The sequence below is a fragment of the Devosia albogilva genome (genome assembly GCF_042685625.1).
In the GTDB taxonomy this organism is placed as follows: Bacteria; Pseudomonadota; Alphaproteobacteria; order Rhizobiales; family Devosiaceae; genus Devosia; species Devosia albogilva.
On sequence record NZ_JBHUNP010000001.1, the window covers coordinates 162,709 to 183,933 of the forward strand.

Consider the following 21,225-nt stretch of genomic DNA (forward strand, 5'->3'; position numbering starts at 1 on the left):
TGCTCTCCTAGTGTGCAGCCGGCTGGGCTGCTTCGGCGGCAGCCCCGGCTTCCGGCGCTACATAAACGAGTTCTGCCTGCGCATCCGCCATCGCGACGGCGGGGTCCGCACCGGTGGCGGCGCTATACTGCGCGACGAGGTTGTCCACGGCCGCAGCCGTCGTGTCGAGGATCGGCATGGGGTAGAAGCCGAAGACGATGGTCAGCACGAGCAGCGGATACAGGACGACCTTTTCCTTGAGGTCGAGGTCGAGGATGCCCCTGAGGCTTTCCTTGGTCAGCGCACCGAAGATGACTCGGCGATACAACCAAAGCGCGTAAGCCGCTGACAGAATGACACCAATTGCCGCTGCAAAGGCCACCCAGGTGTTCACCTGGAACACGCCCATCATGGTCAGGAACTCACCGACAAAACCGGACGTGCCGGGCAGGCCGACATTGGCCATGGTGAAGACCATGAAGGCGAAAGCATAGCGCGGCATCCGCTCCACCAGACCACCATAGGCGGCGATGTCGCGGGTGTGCATGCGGTCGTAGATCACGCCGACACACAGGAACAGCGCACCAGACACGATGCCGTGCGACAGCATCTGGAACATGGCACCCTGAATACCGAGCGCGTTGCCCGCAAAGATGCCCATGGTCACGAAGCCCATATGCGCCACCGACGAGTAGGCGATCAGCTTCTTGATATCGGTCTGCACCAACGCCACCAGCGAGGTGATGATGATCGCGGCGACCGACAGGAAGAAGATCACGTTGGCGAACTGCGCCGACGCTTCCGGGAACATCGGCAGGCTGAAGCGCAGGAAACCGTAGCCACCGAGCTTCAGCAGGATCGCGGCGAGGATGACCGAACCTGCGGTCGGCGCCTGCACGTGTGCTTCCGGCAGCCAGCGGTGCAGCGGCCACATCGGCATCTTCACGGCCAGCGACAGGAAGAAGGCCCACCACAGCCACGGCTCCCACGAGGACGGGAAGTCGTGTGTGAGCAGCCGCATGATGTCGGTCGTACCGGCGTTCCAGTACATGGCCATCATCGCCACCAGCATCAGCACCGAGCCGACGAAGGTGTAGAAGAAGAACTTGTACGCCGCCTGGATACGCGCCGAGCCGCCCCAGATGCCGATGATCAGGAACATCGGCAGCAGCGTGCCTTCGAAGAAGACATAGAACATCGCCAGATCGAGCGTGGTAAACACGCCGATCATGAGGGTCTCGAGGATCAGGAATACGATCATGTATTCCTTCACCCGCTCCTCGACCGAGCCCCAACTCGCAAGGATCGCTGCCGGCATCAGCAGCGCCGAGAGCACGACGAACAGCACCGAAATGCCGTCTACACCAACGCGATAGCCGATGTTGTCGCCGATCCAGGGGATGTTGACGACGAACTGGAAGCCCGGGTTGCTCGGATCGAAGCTCTGCCACAGCGCCAGCGATAGCGCGAAGACGATCAGCGTGACGATCAGCGCCATCCAGCGGATAGCGTTCACGGCGGACCGGGGAGTGACCATCAGCACGGCTGCGCCAAGGAGGGGCAGCCAGGTCAGGATGGACAGGATGGTGTTGTCGAACGTCATCAGATCAGTCCCCCGGCCGAGATGGCCCAGGTCAGCAGCGCCGCGATGCCGATCAGCATGGCGAAGGCATAGTGGTAGAGGTATCCCGACTGGAGCTTCACAACCCAGGACGTGACGTTCTGGACGCGGCGGCCGAGCCCCTCGGTGAGGGTCTTGTCGACCAGCGCGTCATCAAAGCCATGCCAGAAGGCGCGACCGACCCAAAGCGCGGGCTTCACGAAGATCGTGTTGTACAGCTCGTCGAAGTACCACTTGTTGAGCAGGAACTTGTAGAGGCCCTGGTTCGCGGCAGCCAGCCGGCCGGGTACGTCCGGACGACGGATATACATGTACCAGGCGGTCACGAAGCCGATGATCATCGCGATCGTGGCGCTCCACTTCACCCACAGGGGCACGTGGTGAGCCGCCTCGATGATTTCGTGGTCCACCACGATGGAACCAGCGAAGAAGTGCTCGATGTGCTCAACGTCGTGGAAGAACATCCCGTAGAACACCGCACCTGCCAGCACGGCACCGGCAGCCAGGACATACAACGGCACCAGCATCACGTTCGGTGACTCGTGTGCATTGTCGTAGGCCGAGCCGTGGTGGCCGTGACCGTGATCATCGTGAGCGTGCGCGGCATGTGCGTGATCGGCGTTGCTGTCGTCGATCGGCTCCTGGTGCGTCTCCGGGGCGGCATGCGCCGCGCTCGGATGCGGACCGGAGTGATCGTGGTGAGCGTCCCGCGGGGAGCCGTGGAACGTCAGGTGCACCAGACGCCAGGAGTAGAAGCTCGTCAGCACGGCGGCCACAACCAGCAGCCAGAAGGCGAACATGCCCAGATTGCCGCCGACGGCGTAGGCCGCCTCGATGATCGAGTCCTTGGAGAAGAAGCCGGCGAAGCCGAGGCTCGTGCCTGGGATGCCGACGCCGGTCAGCGCTAAGGTGCCGATCAGCATCATGGCGTAGGTGATCGGGATCTTCTTCCTGAGGCCACCCATGTTCCGCATGTCCTGCTCATGGTGCATCGCGTGAATGACCGAGCCGGCGCCAAGGAACAGCAGCGCCTTGAAGAAAGCGTGGGTGAACAGGTGGAAAACGCCTGCCGAGTAAGCCCCTGCCCCAAGCGCCACGAACATGTAGCCGAGCTGCGAACAGGTCGAGTAGGCGATCACGCGCTTGATGTCGTTCTGCACGAGGCCGATGGTCGCCGCGAAGAATGCGGTGATCGCACCGATGATGATCACGACAGTGAGCGCCACCGGCGAGGTCTCGAACAGCGGCGACAGGCGCGCCACCATGAAGACACCAGCGGTCACCATGGTCGCAGCATGGATCAGGGCCGACACCGGTGTTGGGCCTTCCATCGCATCCGGAAGCCAGGTGTGCAGCAGGAACTGCGCGGACTTGCCCATCGCGCCCATGAACAGCAGCAGGCAAATCACGGTCATGGCGTCGACTTCCCAGGCAAGGAAGCGGAACACCGGAAGGCCGGTCTGTGCGAAGCCTTCAGCCGCCTGAAAGGCGCTATCGAAGTCGATATGGCCCAGGACGAAGAAGGCACCGAAGATGCCCAGGAGGAAACCGAAGTCGCCGACGCGGTTGACCACGAACGCCTTCATCGCCGCAGCGTTGGCGGAAGGACGCGTGTACCAGAAGCCGATCAGCAGGTAGGACGCCAGTCCCACTCCTTCCCAGCCAAAGAACATCTGCAGGAAGTTGTCGGCCGTCACCAGCATCAGCATGGCGAACGTGAACAGCGACAGATACGCGAAGAAGCGCGAACGGTGCGGGTCTTCGTTCATGTAGCCGATGGAGTAGAGGTGCACCAACGCCGAGACGGTGTTGACCACCACCAGCATGATGGCAGTGAGCGTATCCACGCGCAGGATCCAGCGCAGGTCCATCTCGCCGACCTGAATCCAGCGCATCACCTCGACCTTGAGCACGGCGGTGTGGCCGTCCGTCTCGGCTCCTACAAGACCGCCACCGAAGGCCACGGGGATGAACACCACCCAGCTCAGCACTGCCGCGATGATTAGCAGGCCAGTAGTGATGAACTCGCTCGGCCGATGGCCGATGCTGCGGCCCAGAAGGCCTGCAATGAGCGCCCCCACCAGGGGCAGGAAAACGATCGCCTGAATGATCATAGCGCTGCTTCTCAGCCCTTCAGTGAGTTGACGTCTTCAACCGCGATGGTGCCGCGGCTGCGATAGAAGATCACCAGGATTGCCAAGCCGATCGCAGCTTCAGCCGCCGCAACCGTGAGGATCAGAAGCGCAAACACCTGGCCCTGCAAATCGCTCAGCTCGGCGCTGAACGCGACGAGGTTCAGGTTCACCGCCAGCAGTAGCAGTTCGACCGACATCAGAATGACGATGATGTTCTTGCGATTGATGAAAATACCGAACACGCCGAGCGTGAACAGAATGGCTGCCACGGTCAGGTAGTGACCGAGCCCGATACCCAAGCCCATTCTTGCCTCCTACAATCCGTGACCGCTCTTGACCTTGACGACTTCCAGCGTCTCGGAGCGCTGACGCGCCACCTGCTCGATGGGGTTTTGCCGCTTGGCGTTGCTGCGATGGCGCAGGGTCAGCACGATGGCACCGATCATGGCCACCAGCAGAACAGCGCCTGCCCCCTGGAACAGGAATACGTAGCGCGTGTAGAGCACCAGCCCCAGCGCCCGCATGTTGTCGACGCCATCGCTTATCGGCAGTGCCGATGCGGCCGCCGCTTCAGGCGAGACCACGAAGGTCCCGGCCAGCAGCAACAACTCGAGCAGCAGAATCGCCCCAACGACGACCCCGATGGGGGCATACTGCAAGAAGCCCTGCTTGAGCGAGGCAAAGTCCACGTCCAGCATCATGACGACGAACAGGAACAGGACCGCTACGGCGCCCACATAGACAACGATCAGCAGCAGGGCGAGGAATTCCGCCCCCGCGAGCATGAACAGCCCCGCGGCGTTGAAGAAGGCCAGAATCAGGAACAGCACGGCGTGCACGGGATTGCGCGCCGAGATGACCATGACCGCCGAAGCGATGGCCACTGCCGAGAACAGATAGAAGAAGAAGAGCGGAAGGGTCATGCTTGCTCTCAGCGGTAAGGGGCGTCAGCGGCGATTTGGGCAGCGATCTCGCGCTCCCAGCGGTCGCCGTTGGCGAGCAGTTTCTCCTTGGAGAAATAGAGCTCCTCGCGCGTCTCGGTGGCGAATTCGAAGTTCGGGCCTTCCACGATGGCATCGACCGGGCAGGCTTCCTGGCAGAAGCCGCAATAGATGCACTTCACCATGTCGATGTCGTAGCGCACCGTCCGGCGAGTGCCGTCGTTCTGGCGCGGGCCGGCTTCGATGGTGATGGCCTGAGCCGGGCAGATGGCCTCGCACAGCTTGCAGGCGATGCAGCGTTCTTCCCCATTGGGATAACGACGCAAGGCGTGCTCGCCGCGGAAGCGGGGCGACACCGGCCCCTTCTCGAACGGATAGTTCACCGTGGGCTTCGGGGCGAAGAAGTACTTCATCGCCAAGAAGAAGCCCACGAAGAGTTCCTGCAACAGGAGCGTATTGATGAACTGGCGGGCTCGCATCAGGCGACACCTCCATGCCAACCCCAGCCCGTGAGCTTGAGGACGAAAGCAACGACCACAACCATGACCAGGGACAGCGGCAGGAACAGCTTCCAGCCGATCCGCATGAGCTGGTCATAGCGGTAGCGGGGAACGATCGACTTCGTCATCGCGAAGAAGAAGAAGACGATCGAGAGTTTGAGGACGAACCACACCACACCCGGAATCCAGGTGAAGGGCGGCAGATCGATCGGCGCAGCCCAGCCGCCCAGGAACAGGATGGTCGTCATGGCGCACATCAGCAGGATCGAGATGTACTCGCCCAGCATGAACAGCATGTACGGCGTCGCCGAGTACTCGGTCATGAAGCCGGCAACCAGCTCGGACTCACCTTCGGCAAGGTCGAACGGCGGCCGGTTCGTCTCGGCAAGGGCCGAGATGTAGAACACAATGAACATCGGGAACAGCGGCAACCAGAACCAGTTCAGGAAGCTGAGCCACGGCACGCCGAGCATGTGCGCCAGTCCCATCTCCTGCTGCGCGACGACGATCTCGGTCAGGTTCAGCGAACCGACGCAAAGCAGCACCGTAATGATTACGAGGCCGATGGAGACTTCGTAGGACACCATCTGCGCGGCGGAACGAAGCGAACCCAGGAAGGGGTACTTCGAGTTGGAGGCCCAGCCACCGATGATCACGCCGTAGACCCCGAGCGAGGATATCGCGAGCAGGTACAGCACACCGAGATTGATGTCCGCCATGGCCCAACCTGCATCGAGCGGGATGATCGCCCAGCCGGCGAGCGCCAGCGTTGCCGTGATCAGCGGCGCCAGAATGAACAGCACCTTGTCGGCGCCTGCGGGGATCACCGCTTCCTTGACGGCGAACTTCAGCAGGTCGGCAAAGCTCTGTAACAGACCGAACGGTCCAACGACGTTGGGGCCGCGCCGGATCTGCACCGCAGCCCAGACCTTGCGGTCAGCAAGCAGGATGAACGCGGTGAACAGCAGCAGCGCCACCAGCAGAGCTAGCGCCTTCCAGATGAAGCCCACCTGAACGCCAAGTCCGAGGAACGGAATGCCCAGCAGATAGTCGAGGGCGGTGACGATAAAGTCCATTGTGCTCCCCTACTCCGCCGCTTGCCGCAGGCCGGCCTGCAGGGCCGAACAGTCGGCCATCACGGCGGAAGCGCGCGCGATGGGATTGGTCAGATAGAAGTCGGTCACCGGGCTGGTGAAGCTGGCCGCGCGGGCCATCGAAGAGGCACCCGCCAGGCGGGTCACGTCCCGTGCATCCGCTTGGACCACAGTATCCAGCCGCGCCAGGTGTGGGTACTGCGCGTACATCGCCGAGCGCAACTGTGCCAGCGAGTTGAACGGCAGAGTCTGGCCGACCACGGCAGACAGGGCACGAATGACTGCCCAGTCTTCCTTGGCCTCGCCGGGCGGGAACACGGCACGGGTGGTCACCTGGACACGGCCCTCGGTGTTCACATAGGTCGCGCTCTTTTCCGTGTAGGCTGCTGCCGGCAGGATGATGTCGGCGCGGTTCGCACCAGCATCGCCGTGAGTGCCGATGTAGACGACCAGCGTGTCACCCAGACCCGACAGGTCGTACTCATCCGCCCCGAGCAGGAACAGCACGTCGGCTCCACCGGACAGCATGGCCGCAGTATCGGCCCCCCCCTGCCCCGGCACAAAGCCGATGTCGAGCGCACCGACGCGCCCAGCAGCATTGTGCAGAACGGCAAAGCCGTTCCAGCCGTCTTCGATCTCGGTGTTGGAAGTCGCGACCTTGGCGGCGAGCGACAACACGTCACCGGTAGCACCACCTTCGCCAACGATCACCAGCGGGCGCTTGGCGGTGGACCACAGCTCGGCGAACTCGCCGCGTCCAGCGGCCAGTTCCGAAAGCGTGTCCACACCGGCACCGAGGTGGATGGCAGGATAGGTCAGATCGGCAGGCTCGCCGATGAGCCCGATCGGCAGCCCGGTCGCACGCCACACCTTGCGGATGCGAGCATTCAGCACCGACGCCTCACGGCGGGGATTGGTGCCGATCAGCAGGATGGCATCAGCTTCTTCAATGCCGGCAATCGTGGGATTGAAGATGTAGCTGGCGCGTCCCGCGGCCGGCGACAACGCAGAGCCGGGACGACGCGCATCGATGTTCGACGAGCCGAGCGACGCCAGCAGCGACTTCAGCGCGAACATTTCTTCCACACCGGCGAGATCGCCAGCGATGGCGCCGATGCGGGCGCCCGGCTTCTTCACCGCCTTGGCAACGGCGGAGAACGCCTCTTCCCAGCTTGCGGCAGCCAACTTGCGGTTGCGACGGACATATGGGCGATCGAGCCGCTGCGTCTTGAGACCATCCCAGACGAAGCGGGTCTTGTCGCTGATCCACTCTTCGTTGATTGCTTCGTTGATGCGCGGCAGGATGCGCATCACTTCGCGCCCGCGGCTGTCGATCCGAATAGCCGAGCCAACGGCGTCCATGACGTCGATGGACTCGGTCTTGTTCAGCTCCCACGGACGAGCATGGAAAGCGTAAGGCTTGCTGGTCAGCGCGCCGACCGGGCAGAGGTCGATCACGTTGCCCTGCAGTTCGCTGGTCAACGCACGCTCGAGATAGGAAGTGATCTCGGCATCCTCGCCGCGACCCAGCAGACCCATTTCGGAAATGCCAGCGACTTCAGTGGTGAAGCGGACGCACCGCGTGCAGTGGATGCAGCGGTTCATCGACGTCTTCACCAGCGGCCCGAGGTACTTGTCCTCGACGGCGCGCTTGTTCTCTGCGAAGCGGTTCTTGTCCACGCCATAGGCCATGGCCTGGTCCTGCAGGTCGCACTCGCCGCCCTGATCGCAGATCGGGCAATCGAGCGGATGGTTGATCAGCAGGAATTCCATCACACCTTCGCGGGCCTTTTTGACCATCGGCGTGTTGGTGAACATCTCGGGCGGTTCGCCGTTCGGGCCGGGGCGCAAGTCCTTGACCGACATCGCGCAGGAGGCCTGCGGCTTCGGTGGCCCGCCTTTTACCTCGACGAGGCACATGCGGCAGTTGCCAGCCACCGACAGACGCTCGTGGTAGCAGAAGCGCGGAATCTCGGCGCCGGCAGCTTCTGCCGCCTGCATCAGCGTATAATAGTCAGGAACTTCGATAAGTTGGCCGTCGACCTTGATGCTTGCCATGAACCTACTCCGCAGCGATCGACGGAACTGCGCCGTCGCTGGTGGATGACCAGGTATACTGGTCGATGCGAGCCTCGATGACGTCCCGGAAGTTGCGGATCAGGCCCTGGATCGGCCAGGCTGCCGCGTCGCCGAGCGCACAGATGGTGTGGCCCTCGATCTGCTTGGTGACTTCGAACAGCATGTCGATCTCGCGCTTCTGAGCACGGCCCTGAACCATGCGCTCCATCACGCGCATCATCCAGCCGGTGCCTTCGCGGCAGGGGGTGCACTGGCCGCAGCTCTCGTGCTTGAAGAAAGCGGCGATGCGCCAGATGGCGCGGATGATGTCGGTGGACTTGTCCATGACGATCATGCCGCCAGTACCGAAGGACGACTTCTTCTCTCGCAACCCGTCGAAGTCCATGACGGCAGTCATCATGTCCTCGCCGCGGACGACCGGACAGGATGCGCCGCCCGGGATCACTGCCAGGAGATTGTCCCAGCCGCCACGGATGCCACCACAGTGCTTTTCGATGATGTCCTTGAAGCTCTCGCCCAGCGCTTCCTCGAAGGTGGCCGGCTTGTTGACGTGGCCCGACACCATGAACAGCTTGGTGCCGGTGTTGTTCGGCCGACCGATCGAGGAGAACCAGGCGCCCGACCGGCGCAGGATTTCCGGTACGACGGCAATCGACTCGACGTTGTTGACGGTAGTGGGGTTGCCATAGACGCCCATGCCTGCCGGGAACGGCGGCTTCAGGCGCGGCTGGCCCTTCTTGCCCTCGAGCGACTCCATCAGCGCGGTTTCTTCGCCGCAGATATAGGCGCCGGCGCCGTGGTGGACGATGATGTCGAGGTCCCAGCCGTGGATGTTGTCCTTGCCGATCAGCTTGGCATCATAGGCTTCCTGAACGGCGTGCTCGAGCCGCTCGCGCTCGCGGACGAACTCACCGCGCACGTAGATGAACGCCAGATGAGCGTCCATCGCACGCGACGCGAGCAGGCAGCCTTCGATCAGGTGGTGCGGATCGTGACGCAGGATTTCGCGGTCCTTGCAGGTACCAGGCTCGGACTCGTCCGCATTGACCAGCAGGTAGTGCGGACGGCCGTCGGAGACCTTCGGCATGAAGGTCCACTTGAGGGCGGTCGGGAAGCCTGCGCCGCCGCGGCCACGCAAGCCCGAAGCCTTGACCTCGTTGGTGATCCAGTCGCGGCCGGAATCGATGAATTCCTTCGTCCCAGCCCAGGCACCACGCGCGCGGGCGCCTTCCAGGCGCCAGTCGCCGTGGCCATAGAGATTGGTGAAGATGCGATCCTTGTCAGCGAGCAATTCTCACACTCCTAACGCGACTTCTTGCCGAAGACGCGGATGTACTCTGCCTCGCCACCACGGACGAGGACCTCGGCCTGCTTCAGCCAGCTTTCGCGGGCGATCCGGCCCTTCATGTTCAGCCGCTCTTCCAGCTCGGCGAAATCCTCGGGGGTGAGCGCCGCGACCTGGCTCCACTTGGTAATCCCGAGATCGTTGAGCCGCTGCGCCAGCACCGGACCAACGCCAGTCAGCAGCCGCAGGTCGTCCGGGCTACCCTCTGGAGCGGTGAAAATCGGTCCGTCACCACCATGCTCCCGAATGGGGTTGATGGTTTCCGGCTCGGCCTGGACGGCTTTTTCAGGCTCCGGCGCCTCTCGCTTCGGGTCACCCGATGCTGCATCCGAAGCAGCCTCGCTCACCGGCTTGCCGGGTGCGCGACCGCCATCGAGCTTGGAAGCGTCGCTCTCGGCACCGACCGCACCCGGACGCATGGCGTCGTTGGGCTTGCCATCGGCATGTTCGCCTTCCTTGAAGCGCTGCTGCTCAGCTTCCGCCTTTTCCTCGGAGACCTTGGCCTGAGGTGCCGGCCCCTTTACTGCGGGCGCCGCCTCTTCGTTTACGTCGCTCGGACGACCCTTGGTAGTGGGTGATTGGGGCGCCGCGCCTGGTCCCGTCGGAGTAGCGGCCGCGGCTGCTGCAGGGGAAGCAGATGCCGGGGCCGGCTTGGCAGCTTGTGCTGGTGCAGCGGGCGCCGCCGGCGCTGCCGTCTCGGGCGGTGGCGGCGGGGGAACGAACTTCTCGCGGGTGGCAGTCGCCGGCTCGAGCAGAGTCACCCGTCCACCTTCCGGCGCGGAGTTGAGCCGCTCAATCTGCGTACCAGGGCGAATGGTATCTCCGCGCCCGGCGTGGAAGGCGTCGATAATCTCTTCAAGCCGCTGTGGGGTCAGGTCTTCGTAGGTATCCTTGAAGATCGTCACCATAGGTGCGTTCACACAGGCACCGGCACACTCGACTTCCTCCCAGCTCAGCGCTCCGTCCTCGGTGCGGCTGAAGGGCTCGGGATGGATCTTGCTCTTGCAGACCTCGATCAACTCACCGGCGCCGCGCAGCATGCACGGCGTTGTGCCGCACACTTGCACGTGAGCGCGAGTGCCGACCGGCTGCAACAGGAACTGGGTGTAGAAGGTCGCTACTTCGAGCACCCGGATGTAGGCCATGCCGAGCATTTCCGCGACCTTCTCGATCACGGCACGGCTCACCCAGCCTTCCTGCTCCTGTGCGCGCATGAGCAGAGGAATCACTGCAGATTGCTGTCGCCCGGCCGGATAGAGCGCGATCCTGCCCTCGGCCCAGCGCTGATTTTCTTCATTGAATGCGAAACTCGCCGGCTGAACCGACTCGTCCGCAAGGCGCCGCGCAACCATCAGCGATCAACCTCTCCGAACACGATATCGAGCGAACCCAGGATCGCCGCCACGTCTGCCAACATGTGGCCACGACACAGGAAATCCATGGCGCTCAGATGCGCGAACCCCGGCGCGCGGATATGGCAACGGTACGGCTTGTTGGTGCCGTCGCTGACCAGATAGACGCCGAACTCGCCCTTGGGCGCCTCGACGGCGGCATACACCTCGCCGGCCGGCACCTTGAAGCCTTCGGTATAGAGCTTGAAATGATGGATCAGGGCTTCCATCGACTGCTTCATCTCGCCGCGCTTCGGCGGCACGACCTTGCCATCGAGCGAGGAGATGGGCCCCTGCCCTTCCGCCGAGCTCAGCTTTTCGACGCACTGGCGCATGATGCGGGTCGACTGGCGCATCTCCTCCATGCGGACGAGATAGCGGTCGTAGCAGTCACCGTTCTTGCCGATCGGGATATCGAAATCTAGTTCGGCATAGCACTCGTAGGGCTGCGACTTGCGCAGGTCCCAGGCCGCACCCGAACCGCGCACCATCACGCCAGAGAAGCCCATGCCCCAGGCATCCTCGAGCTTCACCACGCCGATATCGACGTTGCGCTGCTTGAAGATGCGGTTCTCCGTCAGCAGCATGTCGATGTCGTTGAGCGCCTTGGTGAAGGTGTCGCAGAACGCGCCGATATCGTCGATCAGGTCCTGCGGCAGATCCTGGTGCACGCCGCCGGGACGGAAATAGGCAGCGTGCAGGCGCGCGCCCGAGGCACGCTCATAAAAGATCATGAGTTGTTCGCGCTGCTCGAACCCCCAGAGCGGCGGGGTCAGCGCGCCGATGTCCATCGCCTGGGTGGTGACGTTCATCAGGTGAGCCAGCAGACGGCTGATCTCGGCATAGAGAACGCGGATCAGCTGACCCCGCTTCGGCACGGTTATGCCAAGCAGCTTCTCGATCGCCAAGGCATAGGCATGCTCCTGACTCATCGGCGCCACATAGTCGAGCCGGTCGAAATACGGCAGAGCCTGCAGGTAGGTCTTCGCCTCAATCAACTTCTCGGTGCCGCGATGCAACAGGCCGACATGCGGGTCGACGCGCTCGACCAGCTCGCCATCGAGCTCGAGAATAAGGCGCAGCACACCGTGTGCCGACGGGTGCACCGGCCCGAAATTGATGGTGAAGTTGCGAACGTCAGCTTCAGCTACACTCATTGCTTGGCCTTCTCGTCGCCAGGCAGCACGTAGTCGGTGCCTTCCCACGGCGACAGGTAGTCGAATGTGCGGAATTCCTGCAGCAGCCGCACCGGCTCGTAGACCACGCGCTTGCGCGATTCGTCGTAACGAACCTCGACAAAGCCCGTCATCGGGAAGTCCTTCCGGAGCGGATGGCCGTCGAACCCGTAGTCGGTCAGGATGCGACGCAGATCCGGGTGACCCGAGAACATCACGCCGAACAGGTCGTAGGTTTCGCGCTCGAACCAGTCGGCACCGCGGAACACTCCGGTGATGCTCGGCACCGGCGTGAACTCGTCGGTGCTCAGCTTCACGCGAATGCGCTGGTTCAAATGCGGGCTGAGGAAGTGGTAGATCACCTCGAAGCGCTCTTCCCGAGCCGGATAGTCCGCACCGCACACGTCGATGAACGAGATGAACCGGCACGCCGGATCGTCCCGCAGGAATGTCACCACCTGGACAATCGATTCGCGCGCGACAGTCAGCGTCAACTCGCCATAGGCGAATTCCGTCGCCAGCACTGCAGCACCAAGGGCGCCAGCGATATGCTCGCCGAGCGCCGCGAGCGGACCGAGCTCAGTTGCCTCTGCCATGGCGCCTTCCTAGCGTTCAATCGTACCGGTGCGGCGAATTTTCTTCTGCAGCAACAAGATGCCGTACAAAAGAGCTTCGGCCGTCGGCGGGCAGCCGGGCACATAGATGTCCACCGGCAGGATGCGATCGCAGCCCCGCACCACCGAATAGGAGTAGTGGTAGTAGCCGCCACCATTGGCGCAACTGCCCATGGAGATGACGTAGCGCGGCTCGGGCATCTGGTCGTAGACCCGACGCAGTGCCGGCGCCATCTTGTTGGTCAAGGTGCCGGCGACGATGAGCACGTCGGATTGGCGCGGCGAGGCGCGCGGCGCTGTGCCGAAGCGCTCGACGTCGTAGCGCGGCATAGACATCTGCATCATCTCGACGGCGCAGCAGGCAAGACCTGTCTGCATCCACATCAGCGAGCCGGTACGTGCCCAGTTGACCAGCTGCGACAAGGTCGAGACCAGAAAGCCCTTGTCCGCTAACTCGTCCGATACCTCGTTGAAGAACGGGTCGTCGGCACCGACGGGCTTGTGGGTCCGCGGGTCGATCGCACCGGTCGGACGCGGCGCGACCAGCGTGGGGTTCGGCTGGCTCAATCCCATTCGAGCGCTCCCTTACGCCACTCATAGATGAAGCCGATCGTGAGAACGGCGAGGAAAATCATGACCGACCAGAAGCCGAACCACCCGATATCGTGGAAGGCGACGGCCCAGGGGAACAGGAACGCCACTTCGAGGTCGAAGATGATGAACAGAATCGACACGAGGTAGAAGCGGACATCGAACTTCATGCGGGCGTCGTCGAAGGCATCGAAGCCAGCCTCGAACGCCGAGACCTTGTCCGGGTCCGGACGCTTCACGGCAACGAGGAACGGAGCCACCAGAAGCGCGAGGCCGATTACCCCCGCCAAGCCGATGAAAAGCACGATCGGCAGATAGTCGCTGAGCAGATCAGTCATGCGGCAGCCTAGTCAGAGGGCCCCACTGCAGGGCCGGGCGTCGCGTGAGTTGCGCAGCGATTGGGGCCGCGAACCAACCCGACGAGTGATGGGCTTGGGCTTAGACCTTTGCCCAAGGCGTTTCAAGGGAAAGAAAATATGACCAGAACAATCAGTATTGTGGCAGCCGCACTCTGGGAATGGCGTTGCGGATCACCACTTAATTGGCTGCTTTTCGTTACCGCCGACAGGCATTCGGCGCAAAAGCGCGACATGGCCCAAAAACCAAAACGGCGAACCGTTTCCGGTTCGCCGCATTGGGTTTGCAAGACGAAGGACAGGGCGCTGGCGCCCTGCCCGACTGCAAATCTTAGAAGTGGTAGAACACGCCGACGGTGGCCTTGGCCGACTCGAAGAACGAGTCAGCAGCGCCGTCGAAGTCGCCCTGACCAACAACTTCACCGCGAACGGTGACAGCGTCGGTCACGGCGAATTCCACGCCAGCACCGAGCTGGTAGACGGAGGTGCTGCCAGCACCGGTCCAGTTGTTGCCCACGCCACCGATGGCATAGACCAGAGCGGCGTCGGTCACGACGGCACCGGCCTTGAGGTTGGCGAAGAACTCACCCGAAGAGGTGGTGCCGTTCCAGATGTAGTCGCCGGTGACTTCAACGCCGAGCAGGAGCGGGTCCATCGGGATGAAGTTCACGCCGACGACGCCGCCGATCACACCGGAGGTGGTGCTGACCGGGGACAGGGCGTAGGCGGTGGTGCCGGTGAACTGACCACCAACGCGAGCACCAACATAGAGACCTTCCCAATCGAAGCCGGCAGCTTCGTAGATCGGCTGCGGGGTGGTCGGGATGATCAGGTCAGCGGCCTGAGCACCACCAACGAGCAGCGCAGCGGCAGCAACGCCGAGAGAAAGCGAACGTACAAACATATCTTGCACTCCCATAGAGTTAACCGTAGTCGGCCTGTAGATGCCTCACCCTAACGCGCGACACAACCCCGTAGACCACCAATTTCGGCGGTGCGGATAAGAATCCATGACCATTTGGGGGCAGGTGTTGCATGCTTACCGCGGCTTTGGCTCAATTTGACACAAATGCAGCGAACGCGGGTGGTAAACCAGTCCCTGAAATGGCTCAATCTGGGCAGGAATGTGGCTAAGCGTCAAGCCCGACTAGAATCGCGCCCTGAGGCAGCTTCCTAGAAGTGGAAATTGGTCCCGATCGTGAACTGGTCGGACGCATTTGCGCCGCCCACAGGAACGCTGCGCAGATACTGGGCTTCGATGGAGAGGCTGTCGCTGATGGCCATCTCGGCACCGACACCGAGCAGCACATCCTCCTCGGCGGGAGCGCCGAGATCGATTCCGTAGCCGCCAGCGGCGTAGATCACGACGTCGTCGGTGGCGACCAGGCCTGCCCTGCCGAGCAACTGGCCATAGCTGGTCTCGCCCACACCGCCGGTCAGACCCTCGACCGCGACCTCGGCGCCCACAAGGTAGAAGTCGAACTGGGCATTGACGCCGGCCTGAATGCCGAACGTGGGCTGGCTGCCGCTGACACTGCCGTTCCGAACGCCGCCGAAAATGCCCGCGTAGAACCCGCCCCAGTCGAAGCCGTTCTGATCGTGGACCGGCACCGCTATCGGAGAACTGCTGGTCGAGACCCCGATTGGGTCTGCAGCCATCGCCGCTCCGCTCAAGAGCAGCCAAGCTGTCAGTCCTGATCTAGCAAACATTGGGGTCTCCCAACAGCATTCGAGGGATCAACGGAGCGCCGCGAGGGGCGGTTCCGCCGCCTAGAGCTTGCCGACGAGGACAGGATCCTTCCTGTAGTATTCAGGAAACAGGGCCTGCAAAGCCTCTATCTTGGGCAGGTCGTGCATATAGATGTACGGCCAGGTCGGATTGAGGGTGAGAAAATCCTGGTGGTACTGCTCAGCCGGGTAAAATGCCTCGAACGGTTCAATGGTGGTGACGATGGGCCCCTCGAAACGTCCGGTCGCGTCCAGCTCCGCGATGTACTGACGTGCGAAGTCCGCCTGCTCCTCGGTCACGGCGAAGATCGTCGAACGGTACTGAGTACCGCGGTCCGGGCCCTGGTAGTTCAGCTGCGTGGGATTGTGGGCGACCGAGAAGTAGATGTGCAGCAGTTCCCCGAAGCTGATGACGCTCGGATCGTAGGTGATCTCCACCGTCTCGGCGTGGCCGGTGGTGCCGCTATTGGTCTGCTCATAAGTCGCCGTTTCGGCTGCCCCGCCGGAATAGCCAGAAACGGCGCTCGTCACCCCTTTGACGCGCTGGAACACGCCCTGCACGCCCCAGAAGCACCCGCCTGCAAGCACGGCCTTGGCGCTTGCACCAGACTCAACCGCTGCTTGGCTGGGAGGCGGTATCTCGACTGGCTTTTCCTGGGCCAGAACCGGACCGGCAGCAGCGAACATCGCCACAGCAAGAACAAAACCACGCCGAGACAGCATGACCATCCTCCATTGCGCCGGCTGTGCCACTAATATGGCGCCGCGCCCTTGCGAACGTCATCCGCATCACGCCGATATGAAGACGGCTACGGCGGATCCTGCAGGCAAATCCCGATGATGTGACCGGCGGGCGCGGCATTGCTGGCAATAAATTAAGCCCGCATTAGCGGGCACCCGGCAGCCTGAGGTACCTCGAGAACGGCTGCCATGACCAAATTCGCTTCGTTGATCCTTCTTGCGCTGGCCCTGTGGCCCGGCCTGGCTTCGGCCGCATCCCTGCCCTCGCCCACCGAGACGCCGATCCTGGTGATCTCCGGTCAGATCGGCACCTCCAACGTCGACGGCACGGCTCAGTTCGACCGACCGATGCTGGAATCCATGATGTACACGACCATCGAGACCAGAACGCCGTGGTTCGACGGTGTGTCGCGGTTCGAAGGCGTGCTCATGACGGAGCTGATGGAGGCTGTTGGCGCCACCGGCGACACCGTCATGGCGACGGCACTCAACGACTATGTCACCGAGATACCCGTTTCCGACTTCGAGGACTTCGGTGTCATCCTGGCGCTCAAGCGAGACGGCGAGTTCATGTCCGTGCGCGACAAGGGCCCCCTCTTCATCGTCTATCCCTACGACAGCTCCCCCGACTTGCAGAGCCAAACCTATTTCGCCCGATCTGCCTGGCAGGTCGCAGAGCTGATCGTGCGCTGAAGAGGCTGCTGGCATGCCGATCCGGCTCCTGAAGTGGTTGCTTGCCGCAACGGTCATCATCTTCGCGCTGGCCAGCGGCTACGTCTCCCTGGTGGCTGCCAACCGGCAGGCCTCCCTGCAGAAGATCTCCCGCTATGACGTGGCCTGGACTGTCGGGCAGTCCGTGTCCGAATTCATGCGGCTCGAACACAGGCTCGCCGCCTACGCCATCCCCGGCAGCAATGTGCCGATCGAGGAGGTTCAACTCCGGCTCGACATCATGTTCAGCCGCCTGCAGACGTTTGAACAGACCCTTGCACCTGACGGGCCCGTCCGCAGCCTGCGGCTGTTCTTCGAAAGCGATCCGGAACACGACGCAACGCTTAAGGAGTTCCGCAAGGCGCTTGAGGCCGTAGAGGTCATCGTCTTCGCCCCTGATCCCCCTGGTGTCGATGACGTGCGAGACGCATTGCAGACTCTCGGCCCGTTCGATGCGCGTCTATCCAACCTCACCGCCGCCGCTGCTGCCTACTCGGCTGCGCGCGTGGACGAGGATCGCCGCGAGCTGCAATCGCTTTCGAACCTGTCCACCGGTCTCGCCGCGGTATTCATCTCCTGCGGCTTTGCCCTGCTTGTGCTGCTTGTCGCGCACAATCGCCTGCTCGGACGGGCACACGACCGCGCGCGCGGTCTTGCTCAGCAGCTCACTGCCACGATGGAAGACCTCACGGTCCAGAATGCGCGGTTCGATGCTGCGCTCAACAACATGCCGCAGGCCCTGTGTACATTCGACGCGCGGGGCCGCCTGGCCGTGTTCAACGAGCGTTTCGCTGAGCTGGTGGGACTCGGAGAGCAACTCCGGGTGGGCATGACCATCGAGGAGGTCACCGAGGTCGGGTCGCCGAGCTATCGCGCCCTGTTCGCCCGCCAGGAAGCGCTGCTCTCCAGCGGCAAGACCGAAACGGTGATTCATGATGGCGACGACCGCAGCTTCGCGCTGGTGCACGCCCCGCTGCCGGACGGGGGCTGGCTGGCCACCTACGAAGACATTTCCGACCGCCGTCGTGCTGCTGCGCGGATCGCCCATATGGCTCATCATGATGCCCTCACCGACCTGCCGAACCGCATCCTGTTCCACGAGCAGTTGAGCGCTGCACTGGAGGACGTCCGCGACACCGGCGGGCAGATTGCCCTGTTCTTTCTCGATTTTGATGAGTTCAAGGACGTCAATGACACCTTGGGGCACCATGTGGGTGACCAGCTGCTGGGAACCATCTCCGCGCGCCTGACGGCGTGCGCAGGCGACGAGCTGCACGTTTCCCGCTTCGGCGGCGACGAGTTCGCCCTGTTCGCCGTGCAGGAACCGGGCCGCGACTATCTCCAGCTCGCGTCCTGGCTGATCGGGCAGCTCTCGCGGCCCTACGAAGTGGACGGACGCGAGATCAAGGTTGGCGTGAGCATCGGCCTCGTCGAGTGCGCTGCCGAAGACGATGTGAATCCACGCGAGATGTTCCGGCGCGCTGACCTGGCCCTCTACAAGGCCAAAGCCGACGGACGTGGCTGCGCGCGGCGCTATGATCAGTCCCTGGATGAAGCGCTGCGCCAACGCAAGAGTCTGGAACAGGACCTCGGCCGCGCGCTCGAGCGCCAGCAATTCGAGGTGCACTATCAGCCTATCGTCGACTCTGCGACGCAACAGCCGACCTCATATGAGGCTCTGCTGCGGTGGCGCCACCCCGAACTGGGCCTCGTGCCGCCCGGTTCCTTTATTCCTGTAGCCGAGCAGTCGGGCGCGATCGCCGCCCTGGGCGAGTGGGTGTTGCAGCAGGCCTGCTCGGAAGCGGCCAGTTGGCAGTCAGGCGAGTCCGTTGCGGTGAACCTGTCGGCGATGCAGTTCCACGACACTCTTCTGTTCGACAAGGTCGCCTCGGTGTTGCGCCGGACCGGCCTTGCACCGGCGCGGCTGGAGCTCGAGATCACCGAGTCCGTGCTGCTGGAAGCCTCCGACCTGACGCTCTCCACCCTGAGGCGGCTGAAGGCCATGGGCGTGAGGATCGCCATGGATGATTTCGGCACGGGATACTCGTCGCTGAGCAGCATGCGCAGCTTCCCCTTCGACAAGATCAAGATCGACCGATCCTTCGTGAAAGATCTGCCCGGCTCTTCCGATGCCAGGGCGATCGTGGAGCTCATCGTTCAGCTGGGCCGGCAACTCGGCATGCGAACCACTGCAGAGGGCGTGGAGACGCACGAACAGGCGGCCTGCCTCCGGGCAATGTCCTGCAGCGAGTTGCAAGGCTATCTGTTTGACCGGCCCGCGCCCATCGCTGACCTGTCGTCCAGCAACCGCCCGATCATTGCCGAGGCGAAACGCGCGTAGGGGTGCCAGGCATCAGAAATCGGCAAGACGGGTGGATTTAGGCACGCGGCATTCATGATGGCCATGGACGCCCTCGTTCTGTGCAAGGGCTTGCCCTGGCGCCGGTCCAGATGGCGGAGTGCCTGCTGGGCTTTCCCGATACGGAGATGATCTACAAGGGAAAGCGCATGCCCTCGCCGGAAGCCATCTCGGCTTCCTGGGTGTGCAGAGGCTTCGGCCAAGCCCATTATTCTAGCCAGCGCTATTGGCCTCCTCGATAGCCTGAGCAAGGCGATCAAGCGCAACGGACCAGCCATCCGGAGAACTAAATATGCCCACCATTTGTTCGCCGGCCTCCTCGTAGTTCTCTAGCTTCCGGTGCTCTAGAGTAACCTCTGTTTCGATGTCGCCTACGGGGCGGAAGGTGACCGCCACCTCCGTTAGCAGGTCCGGGTGATACCGCCAGTCGGCGCCGATCCGCCAAGCCAGAACAACGCTTTCCGGCGGGTTCCACTCGAGCACCTCACCCCATTGGCAGGTGCTGCCGTCCTCGCCGACCTCGTACCAACGGCCACCAACCCTTGGCTCCAACTTGGCGTCCCGCATGGGCGACGTCCCAATAGAGAAGTTGCTCGGCCACCACTTGGATAGGTTCTCGGTAAAGAAGCGGAAGGCCTTGTTTGGGCTGGCCCTAACCCGTACGGTCTTCATGACGGGGGCGATGGCGGTGGTCGTCATTTCACTTCCTCCTCGAAGCTCTCAATTTCGCGGGCGAACGAGGCCAGCGCCACGTCCCACATTCCATCCAACCAGGTTCGCAGACGCTCCAGCCCTTTCCGGTCGAGGCGATAGATGCTGCGGGTGCCAATCCTGTCCACCTGCACCAGTTCGGCATCGCGCAACACCTTGAGGTGCTGGGAGACTGCGGGCTGACTCACGGGCAATGCGCGAGTGAGGTCGGCCACCGACCGCGGACGCGCCGCCACTAGCTCGAAAACCGCGCGGCGAGTTGGATCAGACAGGGCGACCATGGCTGAGTAATCATAAGACATGGCTTATGATAAGTTAGGACTTATGTTTACGTCAATGCGGGTAGTCGAAGAAGCGCGCATGGGTGACAGCGAGGGCGCCTATGCTTCGATGACCCACCTTTTGAATATCGCCGTGGTCGACCTCGGGATCGGACAGGCCTGGCTGCATTCACGCTGAAGGAGAACGCCATGCCCAACACCTTCGAAGGCAAGACCGCCGTCGTGACCGGCGCTGCATCCGGGATCGGCCTTGCCACCAGCAGGGCCTTGCTGGCGGAAGGTGCCCGGGTCGTCATGGTGGACTAGAACAAAGCCGCGCGCCGTGATCCCCGCCTCTGCCGGTACCTTGTTAAGGCTCTGGCCCTATACGGACCACTGGTTCGATGCAGGCGCTAACGAATGGCGAGAAAGAAGCAGAAATCCAGGCTGCTAGGCTGGGTCCTTCTCGGGCTGGTGGCACTGGGGGTGTTTCAGTCCGGGATATTCGAGCTTGGAGAAAAAGGCCGGCCAAAGGGTTCATCAGGGAATGCGGCGCAGTCAGTCGCAGCAACAAAGCCGCCGGCGCCACTCAGCGCACCGCGGTTTGTGAACGTGGCTTCTCTGAACGTCCGTCATACTCCAAGCCCGTCGGGCGAGTTGATCATTGCACTGCCCCGCGGGACAGCGCTGAGAGTTCTCGAGCGCCAGAACGGATGGCTCTTGGTGGATTTGAACCCGACTCTAGAAGGTTGGGTTGCCGAGCACCTCACCACGACGCAGGTACCGCAGCAGCGCTACATGCCCCCTGCCCCAGTGCCAGCATCGAGGTAGCTCCGCGACCCTCTTGAGTTCGGGTCAGGCAGCTTGGTAGTTCGTTGGCCGCTGCGGAGCTTC

At 62.7% G+C, this 21,225-nt stretch carries 21 protein-coding genes and 2 pseudogenes; 5 read left to right on the forward strand and 18 right to left on the reverse strand.

Annotation, left to right across the window (positions count from 1 at the left end; all coding sequences use genetic code 11):
* Positions 1–7 precede the first annotated feature (7 nt).
* The 16 genes and pseudogenes from ACFSX5_RS00830 to msrA all read right to left on the reverse strand — a co-directional run bounded on the left by ACFSX5_RS00830 (position 8) and on the right by msrA (position 16,278).
* On the reverse strand, positions 8–1,582 hold the full coding sequence (locus ACFSX5_RS00830; protein ID WP_386830865.1) for an NADH-quinone oxidoreductase subunit M: 1,575 nt from the start codon (positions 1,580–1,582) through the stop codon (positions 8–10).
* On the reverse strand, positions 1,582–3,714 hold the full coding sequence (gene nuoL / locus ACFSX5_RS00835; protein WP_386830867.1) for an NADH-quinone oxidoreductase subunit L: 2,133 nt from the start codon (positions 3,712–3,714) through the stop codon (positions 1,582–1,584). Before nuoL ends, ACFSX5_RS00830 begins: the two co-directional genes overlap by 1 nt.
* A gap of 11 nt (positions 3,715–3,725) precedes the next feature.
* Entirely contained in the window at positions 3,726–4,034 is a 309-nt protein-coding gene (gene nuoK / locus ACFSX5_RS00840; RefSeq protein ID WP_386835541.1) for an NADH-quinone oxidoreductase subunit NuoK, read from the reverse strand.
* Positions 4,035–4,049: 15 nt separating this feature from the next.
* Entirely contained in the window at positions 4,050–4,658 is a 609-nt protein-coding gene (locus tag ACFSX5_RS00845; RefSeq protein ID WP_386830869.1) for an NADH-quinone oxidoreductase subunit J, read from the reverse strand.
* Positions 4,659–4,666: 8 nt separating this feature from the next.
* Positions 4,667–5,155 carry an NADH-quinone oxidoreductase subunit NuoI gene (gene nuoI / locus ACFSX5_RS00850; RefSeq protein WP_386830871.1) on the reverse strand — a complete coding sequence of 163 codons (489 nt, stop codon included), beginning with the start codon at positions 5,153–5,155 and terminating at the stop codon, positions 4,667–4,669.
* Positions 5,155–6,252: an NADH-quinone oxidoreductase subunit NuoH gene (nuoH, locus tag ACFSX5_RS00855; protein WP_386830872.1), complete on the reverse strand. Its 1,098-nt coding sequence runs from the start codon at positions 6,250–6,252 to the stop codon at positions 5,155–5,157. The genes nuoI and nuoH overlap by 1 nt, the downstream gene beginning before the upstream one ends.
* Positions 6,253–6,261: 9 nt before the next feature.
* On the reverse strand, positions 6,262–8,328 hold the full coding sequence (gene nuoG / locus ACFSX5_RS00860) for an NADH-quinone oxidoreductase subunit NuoG (protein WP_386830874.1): 2,067 nt from the start codon (positions 8,326–8,328) through the stop codon (positions 6,262–6,264).
* 4 nt (positions 8,329–8,332) lie between these two features.
* Positions 8,333–9,640 carry an NADH-quinone oxidoreductase subunit NuoF gene (nuoF, locus tag ACFSX5_RS00865; RefSeq protein ID WP_386830876.1) on the reverse strand — a complete coding sequence of 436 codons (1,308 nt, stop codon included), beginning with the start codon at positions 9,638–9,640 and terminating at the stop codon, positions 8,333–8,335.
* Positions 9,641–10,212: 572 nt separating this feature from the next.
* Positions 10,213–11,046: pseudogene (nuoE, locus tag ACFSX5_RS19640) on the reverse strand (NADH-quinone oxidoreductase subunit NuoE); the annotation flags it as partial.
* On the reverse strand, positions 11,046–12,242 hold the full coding sequence (locus tag ACFSX5_RS00875) for an NADH-quinone oxidoreductase subunit D (protein WP_386830880.1): 1,197 nt from the start codon (positions 12,240–12,242) through the stop codon (positions 11,046–11,048). The pseudogene nuoE and the gene ACFSX5_RS00875, both read right to left, overlap by 1 nt.
* On the reverse strand, positions 12,239–12,856 hold the full coding sequence (locus ACFSX5_RS00880; RefSeq protein WP_386830882.1) for an NADH-quinone oxidoreductase subunit C: 618 nt from the start codon (positions 12,854–12,856) through the stop codon (positions 12,239–12,241). The genes ACFSX5_RS00875 and ACFSX5_RS00880 overlap by 4 nt, the downstream gene beginning before the upstream one ends.
* 9 nt (positions 12,857–12,865) lie before the next feature.
* Positions 12,866–13,447, reverse strand: coding sequence for a NuoB/complex I 20 kDa subunit family protein (locus ACFSX5_RS00885; RefSeq protein ID WP_386830884.1), 582 nt, complete (start codon positions 13,445–13,447; stop codon positions 12,866–12,868).
* On the reverse strand, positions 13,438–13,803 hold the full coding sequence (locus tag ACFSX5_RS00890; RefSeq protein WP_386830886.1) for an NADH-quinone oxidoreductase subunit A: 366 nt from the start codon (positions 13,801–13,803) through the stop codon (positions 13,438–13,440). The genes ACFSX5_RS00885 and ACFSX5_RS00890 overlap by 10 nt, the downstream gene beginning before the upstream one ends.
* 349 nt (positions 13,804–14,152) lie before the next feature.
* On the reverse strand, positions 14,153–14,725 hold the full coding sequence (locus ACFSX5_RS00895) for an outer membrane protein (protein WP_386830888.1): 573 nt from the start codon (positions 14,723–14,725) through the stop codon (positions 14,153–14,155).
* A 269-nt stretch (positions 14,726–14,994) separates the two neighbouring features.
* The gene (locus ACFSX5_RS00900; RefSeq protein WP_386830890.1) at positions 14,995–15,480 is read right to left on the reverse strand and encodes an outer membrane protein; all 486 of its coding nucleotides are present in this window, start codon (positions 15,478–15,480) and stop codon (positions 14,995–14,997) included.
* Between the two features lie 111 nt (positions 15,481–15,591).
* Positions 15,592–16,278, reverse strand: coding sequence for a peptide-methionine (S)-S-oxide reductase MsrA (gene msrA / locus ACFSX5_RS00905; RefSeq protein WP_386830892.1), 687 nt, complete (start codon positions 16,276–16,278; stop codon positions 15,592–15,594).
* Positions 16,279–16,479: 201 nt separating this feature from the next.
* On the opposite strand from msrA, the gene ACFSX5_RS00910 reads away from it, so the two are divergent.
* Complete coding sequence (locus ACFSX5_RS00910; RefSeq protein ID WP_386830894.1) at positions 16,480–16,983, forward strand: oxidoreductase; 504 nt, start codon at positions 16,480–16,482, stop codon at positions 16,981–16,983.
* A gap of 13 nt (positions 16,984–16,996) precedes the next feature.
* Positions 16,997–19,342 carry a putative bifunctional diguanylate cyclase/phosphodiesterase gene (locus ACFSX5_RS00915; RefSeq protein WP_386830896.1) on the forward strand — a complete coding sequence of 782 codons (2,346 nt, stop codon included), beginning with the start codon at positions 16,997–16,999 and terminating at the stop codon, positions 19,340–19,342.
* Positions 19,343–19,573: 231 nt separating this feature from the next.
* On the opposite strand, the gene ACFSX5_RS00920 is transcribed toward ACFSX5_RS00915, so the two are convergent.
* Both ACFSX5_RS00920 and ACFSX5_RS00925 read right to left on the reverse strand, forming a co-directional pair.
* Positions 19,574–20,059, reverse strand: coding sequence for an SRPBCC family protein (locus ACFSX5_RS00920; RefSeq protein WP_386830898.1), 486 nt, complete (start codon positions 20,057–20,059; stop codon positions 19,574–19,576).
* The gene (locus ACFSX5_RS00925) at positions 20,056–20,373 is read right to left on the reverse strand and encodes an ArsR/SmtB family transcription factor (protein WP_386830900.1); all 318 of its coding nucleotides are present in this window, start codon (positions 20,371–20,373) and stop codon (positions 20,056–20,058) included. The genes ACFSX5_RS00920 and ACFSX5_RS00925 overlap by 4 nt, the downstream gene beginning before the upstream one ends.
* Before the next feature lie 34 nt (positions 20,374–20,407).
* On the opposite strand from ACFSX5_RS00925, the gene ACFSX5_RS00930 reads away from it, so the two are divergent.
* The 3 genes and pseudogenes from ACFSX5_RS00930 (at position 20,408) to ACFSX5_RS00940 (ending at position 21,162) form a co-directional block, all read left to right on the forward strand.
* Positions 20,408–20,530: a hypothetical protein gene (locus ACFSX5_RS00930; RefSeq protein ID WP_386830901.1), complete on the forward strand. Its 123-nt coding sequence runs from the start codon at positions 20,408–20,410 to the stop codon at positions 20,528–20,530.
* Between the two features lie 11 nt (positions 20,531–20,541).
* Positions 20,542–20,655 (forward strand): annotated as a pseudogene (locus ACFSX5_RS00935) (SDR family NAD(P)-dependent oxidoreductase); the annotation flags it as partial.
* A gap of 96 nt (positions 20,656–20,751) precedes the next feature.
* Positions 20,752–21,162, forward strand: a complete 411-nt coding sequence (locus ACFSX5_RS00940; RefSeq protein WP_386830903.1) for an SH3 domain-containing protein — start codon at positions 20,752–20,754, stop codon at positions 21,160–21,162.
* Positions 21,163–21,225: the final 63 nt, after the last annotated feature.

Excerpts from the sequence above, each read along its gene's own strand:
- ACFSX5_RS00830 (WP_386830865.1), bottom strand. The coding sequence starts at position 1,582 with ATGACGTTCGACAACACCATCCTGTCCATCCTGACCTGGCTGCCCCTC.
- nuoL (WP_386830867.1), bottom strand. The coding sequence starts at position 3,714 with ATGATCATTCAGGCGATCGTTTTCCTGCCCCTGGTGGGGGCGCTCATT.
- ACFSX5_RS00845 (WP_386830869.1), bottom strand. The coding sequence starts at position 4,658 with ATGACCCTTCCGCTCTTCTTCTTCTATCTGTTCTCGGCAGTGGCCATC.
- nuoI (WP_386830871.1), bottom strand. The coding sequence starts at position 5,155 with ATGCGAGCCCGCCAGTTCATCAATACGCTCCTGTTGCAGGAACTCTTC.
- nuoH (WP_386830872.1), bottom strand. The coding sequence starts at position 6,252 with ATGGACTTTATCGTCACCGCCCTCGACTATCTGCTGGGCATTCCGTTC.
- nuoG (WP_386830874.1), bottom strand. The coding sequence starts at position 8,328 with ATGGCAAGCATCAAGGTCGACGGCCAACTTATCGAAGTTCCTGACTAT.
- ACFSX5_RS00875 (WP_386830880.1), bottom strand. The coding sequence starts at position 12,242 with ATGAGTGTAGCTGAAGCTGACGTTCGCAACTTCACCATCAATTTCGGG.
- ACFSX5_RS00880 (WP_386830882.1), bottom strand. The coding sequence starts at position 12,856 with ATGGCAGAGGCAACTGAGCTCGGTCCGCTCGCGGCGCTCGGCGAGCAT.
- ACFSX5_RS00885 (WP_386830884.1), bottom strand. The coding sequence starts at position 13,447 with ATGGGATTGAGCCAGCCGAACCCCACGCTGGTCGCGCCGCGTCCGACC.
- ACFSX5_RS00890 (WP_386830886.1), bottom strand. The coding sequence starts at position 13,803 with ATGACTGATCTGCTCAGCGACTATCTGCCGATCGTGCTTTTCATCGGC.
- ACFSX5_RS00895 (WP_386830888.1), bottom strand. The coding sequence starts at position 14,725 with ATGTTTGTACGTTCGCTTTCTCTCGGCGTTGCTGCCGCTGCGCTGCTC.
- ACFSX5_RS00900 (WP_386830890.1), bottom strand. The coding sequence starts at position 15,480 with ATGGCTGCAGACCCAATCGGGGTCTCGACCAGCAGTTCTCCGATAGCG.
- msrA (WP_386830892.1), bottom strand. The coding sequence starts at position 16,278 with ATGGTCATGCTGTCTCGGCGTGGTTTTGTTCTTGCTGTGGCGATGTTC.
- ACFSX5_RS00910 (WP_386830894.1), top strand. The coding sequence starts at position 16,480 with ATGACCAAATTCGCTTCGTTGATCCTTCTTGCGCTGGCCCTGTGGCCC.
- ACFSX5_RS00915 (WP_386830896.1), top strand. The coding sequence starts at position 16,997 with ATGCCGATCCGGCTCCTGAAGTGGTTGCTTGCCGCAACGGTCATCATC.
- ACFSX5_RS00920 (WP_386830898.1), bottom strand. The coding sequence starts at position 20,059 with ATGACGACCACCGCCATCGCCCCCGTCATGAAGACCGTACGGGTTAGG.
- ACFSX5_RS00925 (WP_386830900.1), bottom strand. The coding sequence starts at position 20,373 with ATGTCTTATGATTACTCAGCCATGGTCGCCCTGTCTGATCCAACTCGC.
- ACFSX5_RS00930 (WP_386830901.1), top strand. The coding sequence starts at position 20,408 with ATGCGGGTAGTCGAAGAAGCGCGCATGGGTGACAGCGAGGGCGCCTAT.
- ACFSX5_RS00940 (WP_386830903.1), top strand. The coding sequence starts at position 20,752 with ATGGCGAGAAAGAAGCAGAAATCCAGGCTGCTAGGCTGGGTCCTTCTC.